This is a genomic window from Vibrio sp. IB15 (genome assembly GCF_016406055.1).
Taxonomy (GTDB): Bacteria; Pseudomonadota; Gammaproteobacteria; order Enterobacterales; family Vibrionaceae; genus Vibrio; species Vibrio chagasii.
Map to the genome: position 1 here is coordinate 26668 of NZ_JAEFCE010000006.1, position 18127 is coordinate 44794.

An 18127-nucleotide genomic window follows, 5' to 3' on the forward strand; every position below is an offset into this window, starting at 1 on the left:
CTCAATAAATGCTCTTGCGATGAACTGCTTCATCGACTTCCGATAGTTTTCCATATACTTACGTGGCAATATAGTTGGGCTATCACGCAATATTTGTTCAGCCCCTGAGAGTCCCTATAAAAACTCATGTTGTACATATTGCCGACTGATTAGGCAAAGTATGTGTTCCATACTTTTGAATATGGAGCATCCTAAAAATTTGAGGGGTATGATAACACTCCTGCTGAATGTTGAGTACCCATGCATACAGTGCCACTTCATAGTCTTGTCGGATTAATTATTAACGACGCTATTGAAGTCTTCAGAGGACAACATTCAATTATTCCTAATGGTCTGTAACAAAAAACGGAGACCGAAGCCTCCGTTTTCAATTTCACTATGAATAGCGAGGGGGATTACATCATACCACCCATGCCACCCATACCGCCCATGCCGCCCATATCAGGCATTGCTGGAGCTGCTTCTTGAGGCTTGTCTGTAACCATTGCTTCTGTTGTGATCATAAGACCAGCAACTGATGCAGCGAACTGTAGTGCAGAACGAGTAACCTTAGTTGGATCTAGGATACCCATAGCGATCATGTCGCCGTATTCGCCAGTCGCAGCGTTGTAACCGTAGTTACCTTCGCCAGCGCGAACGTTGTTAGCAACAACAGACTCTTCGTCACCTGCGTTCTTAGTGATTTGACGGATAGGCGCTTCCATTGCACGTAGTGCAACGCGGATACCTACGTTTTGCTCTTCGTTGTCGCCTTCAATGTTAGCCACTTTAGATGCAGCACGGATAAGTGCAACACCACCACCAGCAACCACACCTTCTTCAACTGCAGCGCGAGTTGCGTGAAGTGCATCTTCTACGCGGTCTTTCTTCTCTTTCATCTCAACTTCAGTCGCAGCGCCAACTTTGATTACTGCAACACCGCCAGCTAGCTTAGCAACGCGCTCTTGTAGTTTCTCTTTGTCATAGTCAGACGTTGCATCTTCGATTTGTTGACGGATTTGAGAAACGCGACCTTGGATCATCGCTTCTTCACCCGCGCCATCGATGATGGTTGAGTTTTCTTTAGTGATAGTTACACGCTTAGCTTGACCTAGGTCTTCTAGCGTTACTTTTTCTAGGTCTAGACCGATCTCTTCAGAGATAACCGTACCGCCAGTTAGGATAGCGATGTCTTGTAGCATTGCTTTACGACGGTCGCCGAAACCAGGTGCTTTAACAGCAGCAACTTTCACGATACCGCGCATGTTGTTTACAACTAGAGTTGCAAGCGCTTCGCCTTCTACATCTTCAGCGATGATTAGAAGTGGACGAGATGCCTTAGCTACTGCTTCTAGAGTCGGAAGAAGTTCACGGATGTTTGAAACTTTCTTGTCGATAAGAAGGATAAATGGGCTTTCTAGATCAACAGAACCTGCTTCTTGGTTGTTGATGAAGTAAGGAGATAGGTAACCGCGATCGAACTGCATACCTTCAACTACGTCTAGCTCGTCTTGTAGAGCCTGACCTTCTTCAACTGTGATAACGCCATCACGACCTACTTTTTCCATCGCTTCAGCAATGATGTTACCTACAGTCGCATCAGAGTTTGCTGAGATAGTACCTACTTGCGCGATAGCTTTAGTATCAGCACATGGAACAGAAAGGCCTTTTAGCTCTTCAACAGCAGCTGTTACTGCTTTGTCGATACCGCGCTTAAGGTCCATTGGGTTCATGCCAGCTGCAACGGCTTTTAGGCCTTCAGTGATGATAGCTTGAGCTAGAACTGTAGCGGTAGTTGTACCGTCGCCCGCCGCGTCGTTCGCTTGCGAAGCCACTTCTTTAACCATTTGTGCGCCCATGTTTTGGAACTTGTCTTCAAGCTCGATTTCACGTGCCACAGAAACACCATCTTTAGTGATCGTTGGTGCGCCAAATGATTTGTCTAGAACAACGTTACGGCCTTTAGGACCTAGCGTTACTTTTACTGCGTCAGCCAGAACGTTTACACCTTCTAGCATTTTAACTCGTGCGTCGTTACCAAATTTAACGTCTTTAGCAGCCATCTTTATTTCCTTTAAATTCTTTATTCAGTCAGTTCAGTTTGTATAGCGCGGATTACTCAACGATCGCCATGATGTCGTTTTCAGACATGATCAGAACTTCTTTACCGTCGATTTTTTCAGACTTAGTGCCGTAGCCTTCAGCAAAGATAACAGTGTCGCCAACTTTAACGTCCAATGGTTGTACTGAACCGTTTTCTAGGATGCGGCCTTTGCCTACAGCTAGAATTACACCGCGTGTTGACTTTTCAGCGGCAGAACCAGTTAGAACGATGCCACCAGCAGATTTAGATTCAACTTCTTGGCGCTCAACGATAACTCGGTCGTGTAGAGGACGGATATTCATCGGTCGTATCTCCTGATAATTTCCATTTAATTTGATAGTTGCCACGATTGGCATGGGGTTAAAGAGTATGTTGGGGCGAAGTGAAAGATCCCAAGGGGTGGAAGGGAAATTTTGTGATCTAAGGGGCAGATAAGGGATGAGAGCAGATACGAGTAAACGGGATGCGAGATACGAAGAGCTTGAAGACTAGATACAAGTATATGAGAGACGAAAAGCAAAGAAGGCGGCACCTACTTTCTCCGCTTTTAGCTCTTCGATACTCGTTTACCCGCATCTGATCTTTAAACTTATCCCGTCATTCCAGAACTGAGGAACGAAGTGTCTGGAATCTCAAACAACACGTGGATAACTAGATAGTCGCCAGAGATTCCCTACTGCACTCGTGCCTCGCTATAGGGAATGACGAAGATTAACCTCATTACTCATTAACCTCAGATATATTTTCTTAAGCTTTTTGCATCTCGTTTACTCGAATCTCTCATCTGCTTTAGCTTTCCTTCCCTTCCCGCCAACATCTGTTTATCCTACACCTTTCGTTCCAACTGGCGTTTTACATGCAAGATAAGCACGGGCTATTAACCGCCCCAATTGCGAGTACATTACGTACCATGACCATTCCGACTATCTTCGGCATGGTTGCGATCTTGATGTTTAACTTGGTCGATACCTTCTTTATCTCACTACTCGGCACACAAGCACTTGCAGCAGTGAGCTTTACCTTTCCAGTTACCTTCGCCATCAATTGCATCACCATGGGCATCGGTGTGGGGCTTTCTACCTGTATTGGGCGCTTGCTGGGCCAAGGCTGCGCACAAAATGCCGCTCGCTTTACTTGCCATGGATTATTGCTTGCTGTGTTGCTTGTTGGATTTGCATCAACACTGGGGCTTGTAACGCTAGAACCCATGTTTACCTTATTGGGGGCAGAACCAGAATTACTGCCACTGATATCTGAATACATGACAGTTTGGTACTTAGCCATTCCGCTGCTTGTTATCCCAATGGCAGGCAACAGCGCGATACGAGCGAGTGGCGATACCAAAACCCCCGCAAAGATCATGATGTTGGCAGGCCTAATTAACGGCATTCTCGATCCGCTGCTGATCTTCGGTTACGGGCCTTTTCCTGAGCTAGGGATTCAAGGCGCAGCCATTGCAAGTGGTTTCAGTTGGTTTGGTGCGTTATGTGGCTCACTGTATGTGTTAACCATACGAGAAAAGCTGCTTGCTCCACCCAAACTAAAAAACATCATTGATGACTGGAAACAAATCCTCACCATTGGAACACCCGCCGCACTTTCAAACGCGCTAAACCCACTCGCGGGGGCCATCATTATGATGATGCTGGCCAAGCAAGGCACCGAAGCTGTTGCAGCTTATGGCGCTGCTCAACGCATTGAATCGATTCTGATCATCGTCTTGATGTCTCTCACTTCCGCTCTTACCCCTTTTATGGCGCAAAACTTTGGAGCAGAGAATCCACAACGCAGCTTCAAAGCCCTGTTCTTAAGCATGCGTTTCGCCGTGCTATTCCAAGGTTTGATCTTTTTAATGATGGTACCACTGAGCATTCCTTTAGCCGCCCTGTTCTCTCAAGAAGAATCCGTGCGAGGTATCTTGTGGCACTACCTGTTAGTCGTGCCATTTAGTTACGGGTTCCAAGGCATTGTGATGATGCTAATAAGCGCAATGAATGCCATGCATCAACCACTCAAAGCCTTCCAATGGAGCTTCATGCGCCTTTTCGTATTTACCCTGCCATTTGCCTGGGTAGGCAGCCAACTTGATGGTGTCGAAGGCCTATTTATTGGCCTAGCACTAGGAAACATCATGGGTGGCATTTCAGGGTACCTGTTTGCGCTTCGTATAAGAGTTAAAGCAGATGCGGGATGCGAGTAAACGGGATACGAAGAGATTAAAAAGCAGATGCGAAAGGATTTCGGAACAAATATCAGGCTCAAGTGACATTCGAGTTCAACCCATCATTCCCTATAGCGAGGAGCGAGCCTGGTAGGAAATCTATTCTCCATTGCTAATACCGCGTTGTTTGAGATTCCAGACACTTCGTCCCTCAGTTCTGGAATGACGATTTAAGTTATTACGATATATAAAGCAGATTCGAAATACGGAAAGGGTTAAAGCGTCAAACGGGTACGAAACTCTAAGTGCTTTAGAGTAGAAAAAGACTAAAAGGAGGAAGATGACATGGAAGGCAGTACTCACAAAATGCTCTACGAAGCACCAATTGGCAAGATGATCATTGTTAGCAATGGCGAAGCAATTATTGAAATTGACCATATAAACCATGATGAGGCTATTGATTGCAATCCCAATGAATTATGCCTCAAAGTATCTCGCCAACTCGACGAGTATTTTGCTGGTCAAAGAACTGAATTTGATTTGCCATTGAGAGCGACAAAAGGCACGGACTTTCAAAAATCAGCTTGGCAGGCTCTCACTTCTATTCCTTATGGCGAAACTATTAGCTATGGCGAACAAGCAAAGAGAGTGGGCAACCCCAAAGCAGTGAGATCGGTGGGTGGTGCGAACGGCAAGAACCCGTTTAGCATCGTAGTCCCTTGCCACCGAGTGATTGGTGCCAATGGCACATTAACAGGCTATACCGGAGGCATGAACCGTAAGGAGTGGTTACTCGACTTTGAGCGTTCGGTTATAGATAGAACGCAATAAGCCTTATCACGCTAGATCGATAATATAAAAGTTCACCATCAAGAAGTGCCGTTGTCATCAGACTAAATATAGTCTACATTTAAACTTCTACATTAAGAGATAATGATAATGTCCACTGAAACGATAAGTTACTTAAAAAAGCACGCGGCTAACCTCGATTTATCGGAGCCTATGACCATTACTCAAAATGGTAAACCCGCTTATACGATTGAATCTTATGAAGATCGAAAGCGTAGAGATGAAGCGATAGCATTAATGAAACTATTATCATTTTCTGTTGATGATGAAAAACATGGCCGAGTAAACTCCAGCGCTCAGATTCGAGATAAATTGGCAAAGCGTAAGCAGTCGGTTCAATAATATGACAACCATCGAGTACACAGACACCTTTGATCAATTACTTGATGCATTAATTAATTACTTAAGTGATTATTCTAGTGAAGTGGCTGTCATAGAACGCATAGAAGCTCTTCTCGACCGATTTGAAGCCTTAGTTTCTGATAACCCTCATGCTGCAAACATTGCCCCATCTTTACTAGAGCTTGGAGTGAAAAACTTTCGCGAATTTCACCTCGATAGCTTTCGTATTATCTACCGAACGTTACCGTCAGCTCACCCGAAAGAAACGAGAGTAATGGTAGATGTGGTCGCATTACAAAAACAAAACTTAGAACAACTGCTCATTCAACACTGCATACTCTACAAATAGCGTTTAGCTCTTCGAATCTCGATTACCCACATCCCGTATCCGCTCTTTCTCATTACACTTTTTACAACGTCATTCCCTACAGCGAGGCACGAGCGTGATAGGGAATCTCTCTCAGGGTATTGAATATGACACATCAACGTGACATGAGATTCCAGACATTTCGTTCCTCAATTCTGGAATGACGGGATAGAGCAGATGAGAATAGCGAGTGACGAGATGCGAAAAACACTTCGAATCCCGTATACTCGTATCTCGCATCTATTCTTCAAGATCCAGATACAAAAAAAACGGCCACACTCGCGTGCAGCCGTTCTGGTATTCGATGGCAGTTAAAAGTTACTTAACTAAAACATCACCTGACATTTCAGCTGGGATCTCTGTGCCAGTTAGAGATAACATTGTTGGTGCAAGGTCAGACAGTTTACCGCCTTCTTTGAACTCAACGTCTTTGTTACCTACGTAGATCAGTGGCACTGGCAGGTTTGTGTGTGCAGTGTGGATGCCGCCCGTTTCTGGGTTAACCATCATTTCTGCGTTACCGTGGTCTGCTGTGATAAGCAGTTGGCCGTCAGCTTCTTGAATTGCTTCAACCACTTTACCAAGACATTCGTCTAGAGACTCTACTGCTTTCACTGCTGCATCGTAAACGCCAGTGTGACCAACCATGTCACAGTTAGGGAAGTTACAAACGATAGCGTCGTATTTGCCACCTTTGATTGCTGCAACTAGCTTTTCAGTTAGCTCTGGTGCGCTCATTTCAGGCTGTAGGTCATAAGTCGCTACTTTTGGAGAAGCAACAAGCTGACGCTCTTCGCCTTCGAACTCGTCTTCGATACCGCCATTGAAGAAGAAAGTCACGTGCGCGTATTTCTCTGTTTCTGAAATACGTAGCTGCGTTTTACCTTGCTTAGATAACCACTCACCGTAAGTGTTCTCTAGAGAAGCCGGTGGGAATGCACATAGCAATGGGATATCAGCAGCGTATTGAGTCAGCATCACGAAATCGATAGCTGGGAATACGTTACGCTCAAAACCAGCAAAATCAGCAACGAATGTGCGAGTGATTTGACGAGCACGGTCGGCACGGTAGTTCATGAAGATAACTGCATCACCATCAACGATAGCTGCAGACTCTTCACCTTCCGCTTTAATTTCAGTCGCTTTAACGAACTCATCATTTTCGTCACGAGCGTAAGCGGCTTCTAGGCCAGCAACCGCCGTGTCGAATGTGAACTCTGCTTTTGCTTCCGTTAGCAGCTCGTATGCAGTTTGAACGCGTTCCCAGTTGTTATCTCGGTCCATTGCGTAGTAACGACCAACCAAAGAAGCCACACGGCCTTTGCCCAGTTTAGCGAACAGATCTTGGAAACGTTGTAGAGAGTTTTCTGCACTACGTGGCGGCGTATCACGGCCATCTAGGAATGCGTGTAGGTAGATTTTCTCTGCGCCACGCTCTGCTGCCATTTCAACGGCTGCGTAGATGTGATCTTCATGAGAGTGAACGCCACCTGGTGACATAAGACCCATGATGTGAACCGCTTTATCCGCTTTCACAGCTTTGTCGATAGCATTCACTAGCGCTTCAGTTTGACCGAATTCACCGTCTGCAATTGACTTAGTGATACGAGTAAGATCTTGGTATACCACACGACCAGCACCAATGTTGGTGTGACCAACTTCAGAGTTACCCATTTGGCCATCAGGTAGGCCTACATCCATGCCAGAAGCAGAGATTAGCGTGTTAGGTTGGTTAGCAATAAGACCATCTAATACTGGTGTCTTAGCGTTCGCGATAGCGTTGTCTTGGTTGTCTTCACGGTAACCGTAACCGTCAAGGATCACTAGAGCCATTGGCTTCTTAGCTGACATAGGACTGACCTCGTTCAATTCAAAATAAATCGGTATAAAAACAAATTAGCGTAATTTTACTACAGTTTACAGTCAAAACTGTAGTGGAAGATCAAGAAACGTCTCAGGTAGGCCGATCGGATGTGAAAAAAATGTCATTTTAGGAGGGAGTAAAGTAGGGATATGAACGTTTATATCCCCACAATATAGATTCAGAAAGCTTAATAACAATAATTTGATAGCTCTTTAGTGCAGAAGGTCAACCTCAGTTTCATGCTCTTCATTATCGTCATTTGGCTTCAGGTGACGTACCAAAGGCTGGTCTATCATTGTGGTTTTGTTAGTAACATACTGAAAGCTAGAGTCATCCCACAATATTTAATCCAAGCTTTCCTCAATTTCTTGATTAGACGAAATATCGATTATCATGAATACCGCCTCATATCTGTGTCAAAGCTCACAGTAGTTATGGACAATAAACATAACGTTTTCGAAAGATTTGTGTAAAAAAACCGGCTAACAGGAGGTCATAATCTACATAACAGAATCCAATATCACCTCTAGATTCTAGGTTCGAGAAGGAACTCTTGTTTGTTTTGAGCTGCATTCCAAACCAAATCCCCGACGCCATCTGTCGGCTTAAACCCTGTTGGCGCATCTAGAAGAAGCTGGCGAATCGTATCATGTTGTAGGTTATGACAAGCGAAATCCAATGACTCAAGAAGCGTGTCATATTCGTTAATTGGTAAGAACACTTCTTGTGCTGTCATGATTCGCTCATGAGCTGTTGGAGATACGTTATCGCCAATCAACAACTCTTCATAGAGCTTCTCACCAGGGCGCAGACCTGAAAATTTAATCTCAATATCACCATGAGGGTTCTCTTCATTTTTAACAGAAAGCCCTGAAAGGTTAATCAAGTTTTCAGCCAGATCTGTAATTTTGACCGATTCACCCATATCAAGAACGAAAACATCGCCGCCTTTACCCATAGCGCCCGCTTGAATCACCAATTGCGCCGCTTCAGGAATGGTCATAAAGAAACGGGTAATATCGCGATGGGTAACAGTAAGTGGGCCACCGGCTTTAATCTGCCTTTTAAATAGAGGAATAACCGAGCCAGACGAGCCAAGTACATTGCCAAAGCGAACCATACAGAAACGTGTACCGTGCTCTTTTTGGTTCTCTTGCTCAGCCAAAGCTTGCAGGCCTAATTCCGCCATACGCTTGGTGGTACCCATCACGTTAGTTGGGCGTACCGCTTTATCTGTCGAGATAAGCACAAAGGATTCAACCCCCGCCTCGATCGCGGCTTTAGCCGTATAGTAAGTGCCGTAAACATTATTACGCACACCTTCGACAACGTTATACTCGACGAGAGGAACGTGTTTATAAGCCGCGGCATGATAAACCGTTTGGACACCAAAAGACTGCATTGAGGTCAATAAGCGATGTGAGCGCTGAACGGAACCTAGTAGAGGCACGATTTCAACATCGTAACCTTTGTTTTCTTTCACTAGGGAAAGCTCACGATCAATTTGGTACAAGCCAAACTCAGACACTTCAAAAAGCACTAATGTTTTTGGCTGTTGTTTGAGAATTTGACGACATAACTCAGAGCCAATAGAGCCGCCAGCACCGGTTACCATTACCACTTTATCTTTAATGTTAGCTTCCATCAGGGATTGCTGAGGCGTAACGGCATCACGGCCTAGTAAATCTTCAATAGGAACGTCGGTAAGCTCATCGATTTTCGCTTTGCCTGAGACAATATCCGCCATTTCTGGTACGGTTTGAATTTCCACGGGTAGTGGTGCCAACAAGTCCAACACTTGTTTACGACGAGCGCGAGAAGCACTAGGTATGGCGAGCAAGATCTTAGAGACGTCGTGCTTCTCAATCAACCCTTCCGCCTTACCTAAATCAATAACAGGCAGACCTAAAATCATTGTATTAGTCAGCGTTTTATCTTCATCAATGAACGCACGTACTCGATAGTGATCAGAAGCCCTAAGTGCGACAGCCAACTGCCGACCACCAGAACCCGCGCCGTAAATTAATACTTCCTCACGTGAATCTTTCAACGGAGACGTTGTCGCCACAAGGTTGCGAACGACCAAACGAGAGCCGCCGCACAACAAGGCTAAATACGCACAGTAAATAATAGGCACTGTGCGAGGGATTGGTTCTTGTAAGTAATAGGCAAAAACGGCCAATGATATTGCCGATAATAACGCACCAGCCGTTACTACAAACAGTGCCTGGAAAGTAAGGTAGCGAAGGACGGCACGGTAAAGCCCTAGTTTAGTAAAAATGGCTACCGTTGTTATTACTGTAAAGCCTGTCAGTAATAACTTATCGCCATCAGTCAGAAGTTGAAAATCACCTAGCCTTGTCCACAACGCAATATGCAGAGCAAAGAGAATAAGCAAAGTATCAATCGTGACACTGATGATCCGCTTTTTTAAGCGAGAGAGTTGCCATATAAAATTTAGACGTTGCATAAAATGATTCTTAATTATTAATAGTTATTTATAAAGCCACTGAACAGCCTGAGTTTAGGCCAAATTTTCAAATCGGTATCATACCGCTAAGCAAAACATGAACAGCCATTACCCATAGTCATAATGATGATAAGCCTCTGCATTTTCCTTAAGTTTAGGTTCGGTCATTCACCACAGTATGGGCAGCATTGTATTTCGATCTAAGTTTGCCATACAATCTCGCCAATACATGCCAGTTGATGATGGTACGCAAGATCTTCTTCATTCGCCTCATGAGTGACACAAAGCAGCCATGCCACACTCTCACGAATAAATCAGTGTTCTCTACACTCACAGAGTAAAGGATCTCTGATGTTGAGACAATGGATCACGATCTCGACGTCTAAAAAGATGATTCTAAAGAAATTAACAGAAAATCCGTCTCACAAAGTTTTCCAAATGAAATTTTAAACGTTGAAAATCAATAAGATAGGAATTATGAACATGACATCCCCAATAGTGCCAAGAACCGGACCTATTGGGATATTTACGTGGAGTCTCAAAAGAAGGATTTTGGACGATCGCCTGTCTCAGGGCTGAGACAGACTATACATTAAGATCATGATTAGCTGAACAAAATCAGGGCAGAAAAAGATCAGCCCCAATAGGGCTGCACACTATTAGTGAAAATTAGTCAGAGCCAAACAAATCACGCGTGTAGACTTTATCTGCGACATCTTTAATTTCATCGACCATACGATTTGATACAATCACATCGCAACTTTCTTTGAATTCATGTAGATCACGTATGACTTTTGAATGGAAAAACTCATCGTCTTTCAAAACAGGCTCATATACGACAACTTCCACACCCTTCGCTTTAATACGCTTCATAACCCCCTGAATACTCGAAGCGCGAAAGTTATCAGATCCAGACTTCATTATAAGGCGATAGATACCAACACGCTTAGGGTTCTTACTTAAAATTGATTCCGAGACAAAATCTTTACGCGTGGTGTTTGCATCAACAATAGCTCCGATAATGTTATTCGGAACATCAGCATAATTAGCTCGCAATTGCTTGGTATCTTTTGGTAGACAGTAGCCACCATAGCCAAAAGAAGGGTTGTTATAGTGAGAACCAATACGCGGATCTAAGCTAACACCTTCAATAATCTGACGAGAGTCTAATCCATGTAATTCAGCATAAGTGTCTAATTCATTAAAATAAGACACTCGAAGAGCTAAATAAGTGTTAGAAAACAGCTTCACCGCTTCAGCTTCTGTAGAGTCCGTAAACAAAACTTCAATATCTTTTTTCAAAGCCCCTTCAGCCAACATATCAGCAAATATTTGAGCTCGCTCGCTACGTTCACCTACAATAATACGAGAAGGGTATAGGTTATCGTATAACGCTTTACCTTCACGCAAAAACTCAGGAGAAAATAGTAGGTTCTCACAACCTAATTCTTCTTTAATCCGGGCTGTATAACCAACAGGGACGGTCGACTTAATAACCATTGTTGCATTTGGGTTAATCGCCATAACATCTTTAATCACAGCTTCAACCGATGAGGTATTAAAGTAATTAGTACCTACATCATAATCTGTTGGTGTTGCGATGATGACATACTCTGCGTTTGAGTATGCTAAACGTTTATCTAGTGTTGCAGTGAAGTTTAACGGTTTATTCGCTAAAAAGTCTTCAATTTCAACATCGACGATTGGAGATAATTTGTCGTTAAGTAGTTTCACTTTCTCTTCAATAATATCAACCGCGACAACTTCATGATGTTGAGCCAACAACATCGCATTTGATAAGCCTACATAGCCGGTACCGGCAATTGCAATTTTCATAAATAACCAAACATGTTTGTAAGTAAATTACCACCTTCTAAAGAAGGTGGCTTTGTGTGAGCCCCCTAAAAGGGGGCCTTTGTTTAGTCCAACGCCAGTTGCTGCTGCTCCACGCGCTCTTTTTTCTCTTGATGTCTTACATAGCGTCGAATGATTTCTTCATTAACCCCTACGCTATCGACAAAATAGCCCCTTTGCCAAAAGTGGTTCCCCCAGAGTTTGTTTCTCCTTAAATATGGAAATTTACTAAAGAGTTTTAAAGCTATTTTGCCTTTCAATACGCCCATCAACTTGGATATCGATAACTTAGGCGGAACTTTTACTACCAAGTGCACGTGGTCAACTTGAACGTTTAATTCAACGACTTCACATCCATGTTGATTACAGTAAATGTTTATACACCGATAAACTTCTTTACCTACATTGTTTTTCAAAATCCTAAATCGATACTTTGGTGTCCACACTATGTGATATTGACATCTCCAAAATACGTGGGAAGCTTGATTATATCTGCTCATGTTATTTGTCCTCTTTGACTTCGCTAAAAATCAAGGGAGCATTTAACATGGGTAGAACTACAGGCAAAGCCAAACTGAATGATAACCACCTACTGAAATAGGTGGTTTAGGGCTAAAAATTAAAATAAAATAGGGATATACCCTACTTAACTGCGTCACCAGAGCCACTACCAGTTGCCGTCATCAAGATATACTTAAAGTAATCTTTCAATGTCAGTGACTCAATCATTTGTTTATCAACTTTAGCTAACAACTCTGGTGTAGACATATCGATATTTTGCACTTGAGCTAATCCAGTAACCCCAGGTAACACATCATATACGCCTAGTGCATCACGCTCTTTAATCAGCTCTTCTTGGTTAAACAAGTTAGGGCGAGGGCCAACTAAACTCATTTCACCTTTAACCACATTAATCAATTGAGGCAGCTCATCAATTTTAGTTTTACGCAGAAAATTACCCAGCTTAGTAATAGATGCATTGTTAGCTAAGTGACTGGCAACAGACTTAGTCTCGACCGACATAGTGCGAAACTTAATCAGTTTGAACGGCTTTTTGTTTCGCCCCACTCGTTCTTGTACGAAAATTGGTGAACCTGTATCAAAAAAGCCAATGATCGAGACAATAAGTAAGATAGGCCATAAGAAAAGCAGCCCAAAGAAAGCGGCAAGAAAATCTAATAATCGAATCATAGTCATTACTTCTTTTTTGATTGCAAAAATGCTTGGGCGGTTTCTCTAAAGCCATCTTCTAGGCTTTGTGGTGGTGTCCAGTTCAGTGTTTGTTTGGTGTGTGTGATATCTACCTGCAAAGCGCCTAACAACCTATCGACTACATCCTGCTTACCAAGCAGTTTGCCTGTGAGCCTATAACACCACTTGGGAATGGGAAGTTGCCACTGTGGCTTGCCTAGCGCTTTTGCCATCTGAGCAACCATCTCAGAGGTTGATACATCATTGTCGTCAGAGACTAAAAACGTTTGATTCGCTGCTTTAGGGTGATCGATACAAGTTACTATCAAATCAACCAAGTTCATCACCGAAACCAAACTACGGCGGTTATCCTTAATACATCCAAATGGAAGGGGAATACCCTTAGAAACAAAATTCATCAGCGAAGCAAAATTAGCCTTTACACCCGGCCCGTAAACCAATGTAGGCCTGATGATAACGACCTCCATACCTGTTTCGTCACCTATAGCGTATAGTTCTTTCTCGGCCTCAGCCTTGGATAACCCATAATCATCTTGAGGAGCTCGATCATCAGCAGAGGTAAAGGGGACATTTGGCTTGGTACCTTCACCGTTGACCTTAATGCTACTAACAAAAACAAATCGTTTCACTCCAGCTTTTGCGGCTTGACGAGCGAGGTTATTGGTTCCACGACTATTAACTTCGCGGTACAATTCGATTGGGTTTGCCTCAACTTCATGCATCGCATGCACTCGTGCAGCTAAGTGGACAATAATGTCAACATTACTTAATGCTTCAGAGTAACAGTTAGTACTATTAATATCTTGTTGGTAAAACTTAGATTCTGGAAAGTTATCAGGCAAATCTCTACCTAACGCCTTGACCATTATGGGATCAAGCTTTCCAACTAGTGCAGCTCCAACAAAACCAGAGGCACCTGTTACGAGTAGATTCATTTTAGTAATTCTCGAATAATGCTATGTCCAAAAAACTTATCGGATTGATATGATTCAAAATCCATACCCTTCGCTTTATAAATACAAGCCTGAATCTCAGTTAGATCGAAGCATGAGACAGCGAAATTGTTACCTTGGACATACCTAGCAAGCTCAATTTGATGGTTATCTGCACGTGTCAAGTTAGGAACAACCACCAATTTTTTAGCAATCTCGAGCATAGAGTAGACAGATCCTGCACCTGCGTGGGTAATAATCAAGTCTGCGGAATCCACATAAGATTGGAAGCTATCACTAAACTCGAAGAAATCAATGTTCTTTGGAGTGTAACCTGAACTCGATGAAGTCTGAGCAATAATTTTTACGGACGAATCATTTTCAAATTTTTTATCTATGATTGCGATCAGTTCATCAAAAGCTGTTGTGCCTACTGTAACTAATATATTCATACTAAAACCTACCTACGTACTTTCCGTAAGGTATCGACTCTTTTAACTCGATATTCTGGATAAAGATATTCTTAGTAAGATACTTCATCACTTTAGTTGTCATTGTTGGTGAGTAAAACTTTGACCAAGTTTCAAAATGGATAATAGAGCACCCGGTGATTTTAGCCGCGACTCCCACAAAAATAGCAACACCTGGACCGAAAGAAACCAATGTCGACACCTTATTTTCTCGAAGAAACCTGTAAGCTTTGTAGATATTCGAAACGAACTGAATGGGCGAAACTTTTTTGCCAGAATACTTATCTCTAAACGGTTCCAAAACGAGAAAGCCTTCACACCAATCAGGGGAGTTCCCCTCGTCGGTAATACCATAGAACTCAGCGTCTCCATCGATTGAAAACGTTTTAAAAAATCGATTTGCCTGTGCTCGATGCCCCCCACAGCCAAAAACGATGGCGACCTTTTTCATTAATTGTAGCCTCTCGTTAAACGGGTCTTAAACTCTTGGTGAAGATTGTCAATAACTTTACATGACGAATAATTGTTCGCAGTATCTACAGCAAGATCCACGAGAGCTGAGTATTCTTCAACTGTCATATTAATAGAAGATTTTAATGCAACTTGAAGCTCATTTACATTACCTGGTTCAAAAGACAACTTCACCATATCTGACGTAATATAGTCTTTTGCTGCTCCAATATTGGAACAAGCAACAGGGGTACCGCACATCATCGCTTCAATAGGAATTAGCCCCAAGCTCTCCGAAAGTTTTGATGGAAAAACTAAAATCTTAATTGCTTGATAAAGTGCGACCAGTTCTTGTTGGTCTTTACCTTCCATAACGGTGACACCACTCAATGAGCGTGTCATTTCTTCTAGCCTTTCCTCACAACTACCACTACCAACAATAAGAAGCGAAACGTCAGGGTATTCTTGCTGAATTGATCGGTATGCGTTTAATAAATCAAAGACACCCTTGCCTTCTTCAATTCGACCGACATAACCAAAAGTAAACGTCTTTGTTGAATGATATGAAGTATTAAAAACCAAATCATCTACACCTCCTGATGGGCTCACAATCACTTTTTCAGGTAGCACATCGTATTGTTCAAACAACACACCTTTAAAGTAAACAGATGGTGATACGACCAATGTTGATATATTTAAGGCTTGTCTAGATAGAAGCATTTTTGCTTTAGAAAAAAAAGACTTCCCCTCAGGAATAATATCGCTACCATGTACATTTGATACAATAACAAGGCTTTCCTTTGATTTAAAAAAAGAAGCCAGAATCAACCCAAGAGATGAATGTGATGTGTAGTGTATGTAATGAACCTTAGTGCTATTCGACATCAACCCGGAATAAAAAGCTTTAAAAGTAAATAATAAGTAACCAAATAGCTTCATTAATTTATTATTACCAAAATCCTGTAAAGCTATCAAAGATACGTCACAATCCCTATCTCGAAAACCTTCCAATATATTCCTAACAAAAGTTCCTTTGAAAGGCTTATCTTTAGAAGGGTATAGGTTTGACACAAAAATAACTTTCATCGTCGAAATCTTCCTTGGTAAGAACCTAAAACCACTTTAATAAAGACTTTATAATCCAAGTCAAAAAGATACTTATAGCACTTTGAACTAAAAAAAAGTTTAATTAGTGAAACTCTGGACATAGAGTTAGATGAGTAGTTAATAATTCGATTAAAAGTAAATACAGAAATCGTTCTTTGCGTTAATAACAACCTAACATTGTCCAACCAAATATTCGCCGGCTTTGGGTCTACGGAAGATGAGATTCGGCTTCCTTTATCATCATCAGTCATGTGAACTAGTACAGATTCGATAAAAGTGAATTTCGCATTAAAGCACTTTTGAGCCCTAATAATAAAATCTGTATCTTGAAACCTTTTAAGACTAGGGTCAAACCTTACATGCCTCGCAAAACTGGTTTTCATAAATAACGAAGATGTCTGCATCGTTTGTCTTTCAACTATGAGATATTCATCAACATTCCACTTATTATCAAAGGCAAAGTCTGGCTTGATTACACCTCTATCTTGAATTTTTGAATAAAGTATTTCTTGCTTTTCCACTCCCCTAGCAACACATTGCTCTAATTTTTCTGGATGCCACAGGTCATCAGAGTCTAGAAAAGCAATATATTCACCATTTGAAGCGTCAATACCAGTATTCCTAGCTGCGCCGCCATGTAAATTAATTTCATGGCGAATATAGTTAATATTCAGATCGTATTGGTCGAGTATAGCCTTTAAAGACAAGCTATCGCTTGAACAATCGTCAACGATTATCACTTCAATATTTTTATATGTTTGTGCCGTGATGCTATCTAGTGTTTGACTAATAACATGAGAGCGATTATAGACTGGCACAACTACTGAAACTAACATTTTCCAACTCTTTGACTAAATGACAAACCTATCACAGACGCATAGGCAACAGATAACATACCAGATGTCCATACATGACCAAAAAAAACCGCGATGAAAGTAAGAGCAAGGTGAACATATAACGCCTCTTTCCAAAACTTCAGCTTATCCCTAGATGAAAATATTATGCAAGCAAAATATACAGTTATAACTATAACAACCGACATACCAATTAAGCCAGAAAGAGAATATAGATCCACTAAATCTGATTCAATGAGAAGCTTACCTTGTGTTGCTTTTGTACTGAAGTAGAAACCAGGACCAAAAATCATCGATAAGTATATCGACTGACTAACACCATGCTCATATAAATAATTTATATACATACTAAGCCATATTTCCCTTCCTGAAAATATTGCATTAATGACATCATGGCTATCTAATTTGTACAAAACCCTTTCTATTGTGGATATTGTTTGAATAATACTACCAAACTGATAAAAAACGCCTCCAAAAAGAACAATAGAAAAAAGTAGCATTATGAACAATTTAATAGAAGACTTCCACTGACCGATAATTAATTTCGCATACAAAGGATATAAAACAAATGTTAAGGTTAACAGGAGGATTGATGATTTCGTCCCAATGCAGATAGATATAAAAATTGAGAACAGCATAAACAGCGAACTTACTACCCACTGACCAGCTTCAATAAACTTGCCATAAATTAATATTGTGAATAGTATGAAGAGAGCGCTTAGTTCGTTACCTGCAATAAAAAAACCTTTAAACCCTGTATTTGTGTTAGGATAAGTATACCCTCCCACTCCTATAAATCCTAAAGAAACATTCAAAACTACAATTACGTATGATATATAAACCATTCGATAGAATATCTTGTAGCAATCTTTAACCCTCGAATAATAGTCATAAAAATAATAGACAAATATAAGAAATGAGACATACTTAAGTACGTAGTTCAACTCTAGCAAAAAGTAATCTTGAGAAAATAGAATTGACCTAATTATAATTGGGACAACAAAAACCAGCACTATCGACAGAAATGAAGTTAATTTTGCCTTACATCTAAGCACTACCATTAGAGACATAGACAATATCAATAGCTTTATTGATACTGATATTGGAAGGTG

Annotated in this window: 17 protein-coding genes; 4 read left to right on the top strand and 13 right to left on the bottom strand. The window is 41.7% G+C overall.

Translation table 11 applies throughout. The annotated features are described in order from the left end of the window. Positions 1 to 395: 395 nt before the first annotated feature. Entirely contained in the window at positions 396 to 2042 is a 1647-nt protein-coding gene (gene groL / locus JC606_RS03565) for a chaperonin GroEL (protein ID WP_137406287.1), read from the bottom strand. Positions 2043 to 2094: 52 nt separating this feature from the next. Continuing rightward, positions 2095 to 2385, bottom strand: a complete 291-nt coding sequence (locus JC606_RS03570; RefSeq protein WP_004741353.1) for a co-chaperone GroES — start codon at positions 2383 to 2385, stop codon at positions 2095 to 2097. 554 nt (positions 2386 to 2939) lie between these two features. Here JC606_RS03570 and JC606_RS03575 point away from each other — a divergent pair. The 4 genes from JC606_RS03575 (at position 2940) to JC606_RS03590 (ending at position 5784) form a co-directional block, all read left to right on the top strand. Continuing rightward, on the top strand, positions 2940 to 4283 hold the full coding sequence (locus tag JC606_RS03575; RefSeq protein WP_198778008.1) for an MATE family efflux transporter: 1344 nt from the start codon (positions 2940 to 2942) through the stop codon (positions 4281 to 4283). A 306-nt stretch (positions 4284 to 4589) separates the two neighbouring features. Further along, complete coding sequence (locus tag JC606_RS03580) at positions 4590 to 5075, top strand: methylated-DNA--[protein]-cysteine S-methyltransferase (protein ID WP_198778009.1); 486 nt, start codon at positions 4590 to 4592, stop codon at positions 5073 to 5075. A gap of 108 nt (positions 5076 to 5183) precedes the next feature. Next, on the top strand, positions 5184 to 5435 hold the full coding sequence (locus tag JC606_RS03585) for a type II toxin-antitoxin system Phd/YefM family antitoxin (protein WP_004741356.1): 252 nt from the start codon (positions 5184 to 5186) through the stop codon (positions 5433 to 5435). 1 nt (position 5436) lies between these two features. Next, a complete protein-coding gene (locus JC606_RS03590) occupies positions 5437 to 5784 on the top strand; it encodes a type II toxin-antitoxin system RelE/ParE family toxin (RefSeq protein WP_198778010.1) in 348 nt (115 codons plus the stop codon). A 336-nt stretch (positions 5785 to 6120) separates the two neighbouring features. On the opposite strand, the gene gpmM is transcribed toward JC606_RS03590, so the two are convergent. The 11 genes from gpmM to JC606_RS03645 form a co-directional block, all read right to left on the bottom strand. After that, a complete protein-coding gene (gpmM, locus tag JC606_RS03595; protein WP_198778011.1) occupies positions 6121 to 7653 on the bottom strand; it encodes a 2,3-bisphosphoglycerate-independent phosphoglycerate mutase in 1533 nt (510 codons plus the stop codon). 539 nt (positions 7654 to 8192) lie between these two features. After that, positions 8193 to 10136: a polysaccharide biosynthesis protein gene (locus tag JC606_RS03600; protein WP_198778012.1), complete on the bottom strand. Its 1944-nt coding sequence runs from the start codon at positions 10134 to 10136 to the stop codon at positions 8193 to 8195. Between the two features lie 669 nt (positions 10137 to 10805). Further along, the gene (locus JC606_RS03605; RefSeq protein ID WP_198778013.1) at positions 10806 to 11972 is read right to left on the bottom strand and encodes a nucleotide sugar dehydrogenase; all 1167 of its coding nucleotides are present in this window, start codon (positions 11970 to 11972) and stop codon (positions 10806 to 10808) included. An 83-nt stretch (positions 11973 to 12055) separates the two neighbouring features. Further along, entirely contained in the window at positions 12056 to 12490 is a 435-nt protein-coding gene (tnpA, locus tag JC606_RS03610; RefSeq protein WP_198778014.1) for an IS200/IS605 family transposase, read from the bottom strand. Between the two features lie 142 nt (positions 12491 to 12632). Then, the gene (locus JC606_RS03615) at positions 12633 to 13181 is read right to left on the bottom strand and encodes a sugar transferase (protein WP_198778015.1); all 549 of its coding nucleotides are present in this window, start codon (positions 13179 to 13181) and stop codon (positions 12633 to 12635) included. 5 nt (positions 13182 to 13186) lie between these two features. Beyond that, entirely contained in the window at positions 13187 to 14137 is a 951-nt protein-coding gene (locus tag JC606_RS03620; RefSeq protein ID WP_198778016.1) for a UDP-glucose 4-epimerase family protein, read from the bottom strand. Further along, complete coding sequence (gene pssE, locus JC606_RS03625) at positions 14134 to 14586, bottom strand: PssE/Cps14G family polysaccharide biosynthesis glycosyltransferase (RefSeq protein ID WP_198778017.1); 453 nt, start codon at positions 14584 to 14586, stop codon at positions 14134 to 14136. Before pssE ends, JC606_RS03620 begins: the two co-directional genes overlap by 4 nt. 1 nt (position 14587) lies before the next feature. Continuing rightward, the gene (locus JC606_RS03630) at positions 14588 to 15055 is read right to left on the bottom strand and encodes a hypothetical protein (protein WP_198778018.1); all 468 of its coding nucleotides are present in this window, start codon (positions 15053 to 15055) and stop codon (positions 14588 to 14590) included. Beyond that, positions 15055 to 16140: a glycosyltransferase family 4 protein gene (locus tag JC606_RS03635; RefSeq protein ID WP_198778019.1), complete on the bottom strand. Its 1086-nt coding sequence runs from the start codon at positions 16138 to 16140 to the stop codon at positions 15055 to 15057. The genes JC606_RS03630 and JC606_RS03635 overlap by 1 nt, the downstream gene beginning before the upstream one ends. Continuing rightward, positions 16137 to 16997, bottom strand: a complete 861-nt coding sequence (locus tag JC606_RS03640) for a glycosyltransferase family 2 protein (RefSeq protein WP_198778020.1) — start codon at positions 16995 to 16997, stop codon at positions 16137 to 16139. The genes JC606_RS03635 and JC606_RS03640 overlap by 4 nt, the downstream gene beginning before the upstream one ends. Beyond that, complete coding sequence (locus JC606_RS03645; protein ID WP_233090069.1) at positions 16991 to 17830, bottom strand: O-antigen ligase family protein; 840 nt, start codon at positions 17828 to 17830, stop codon at positions 16991 to 16993. The genes JC606_RS03640 and JC606_RS03645 overlap by 7 nt, the downstream gene beginning before the upstream one ends. Between the last annotated feature and the right edge of the window lie 297 nt (positions 17831 to 18127).

Excerpts from the sequence above, each read along its gene's own strand:
- groL (WP_137406287.1), bottom strand. The coding sequence starts at position 2,042 with ATGGCTGCTAAAGACGTTAAATTTGGTAACGACGCACGAGTTAAAATG.
- JC606_RS03570 (WP_004741353.1), bottom strand. The coding sequence starts at position 2,385 with ATGAATATCCGTCCTCTACACGACCGAGTTATCGTTGAGCGCCAAGAA.
- JC606_RS03575 (WP_198778008.1), top strand. The coding sequence starts at position 2,940 with ATGCAAGATAAGCACGGGCTATTAACCGCCCCAATTGCGAGTACATTA.
- JC606_RS03580 (WP_198778009.1), top strand. The coding sequence starts at position 4,590 with ATGGAAGGCAGTACTCACAAAATGCTCTACGAAGCACCAATTGGCAAG.
- JC606_RS03585 (WP_004741356.1), top strand. The coding sequence starts at position 5,184 with ATGTCCACTGAAACGATAAGTTACTTAAAAAAGCACGCGGCTAACCTC.
- JC606_RS03590 (WP_198778010.1), top strand. The coding sequence starts at position 5,437 with ATGACAACCATCGAGTACACAGACACCTTTGATCAATTACTTGATGCA.
- gpmM (WP_198778011.1), bottom strand. The coding sequence starts at position 7,653 with ATGTCAGCTAAGAAGCCAATGGCTCTAGTGATCCTTGACGGTTACGGT.
- JC606_RS03600 (WP_198778012.1), bottom strand. The coding sequence starts at position 10,136 with ATGCAACGTCTAAATTTTATATGGCAACTCTCTCGCTTAAAAAAGCGG.
- JC606_RS03605 (WP_198778013.1), bottom strand. The coding sequence starts at position 11,972 with ATGAAAATTGCAATTGCCGGTACCGGCTATGTAGGCTTATCAAATGCG.
- tnpA (WP_198778014.1), bottom strand. The coding sequence starts at position 12,490 with ATGAGCAGATATAATCAAGCTTCCCACGTATTTTGGAGATGTCAATAT.
- JC606_RS03615 (WP_198778015.1), bottom strand. The coding sequence starts at position 13,181 with ATGATTCGATTATTAGATTTTCTTGCCGCTTTCTTTGGGCTGCTTTTC.
- JC606_RS03620 (WP_198778016.1), bottom strand. The coding sequence starts at position 14,137 with ATGAATCTACTCGTAACAGGTGCCTCTGGTTTTGTTGGAGCTGCACTA.
- pssE (WP_198778017.1), bottom strand. The coding sequence starts at position 14,586 with ATGAATATATTAGTTACAGTAGGCACAACAGCTTTTGATGAACTGATC.
- JC606_RS03630 (WP_198778018.1), bottom strand. The coding sequence starts at position 15,055 with ATGAAAAAGGTCGCCATCGTTTTTGGCTGTGGGGGGCATCGAGCACAG.
- JC606_RS03635 (WP_198778019.1), bottom strand. The coding sequence starts at position 16,140 with ATGAAAGTTATTTTTGTGTCAAACCTATACCCTTCTAAAGATAAGCCT.
- JC606_RS03640 (WP_198778020.1), bottom strand. The coding sequence starts at position 16,997 with ATGTTAGTTTCAGTAGTTGTGCCAGTCTATAATCGCTCTCATGTTATT.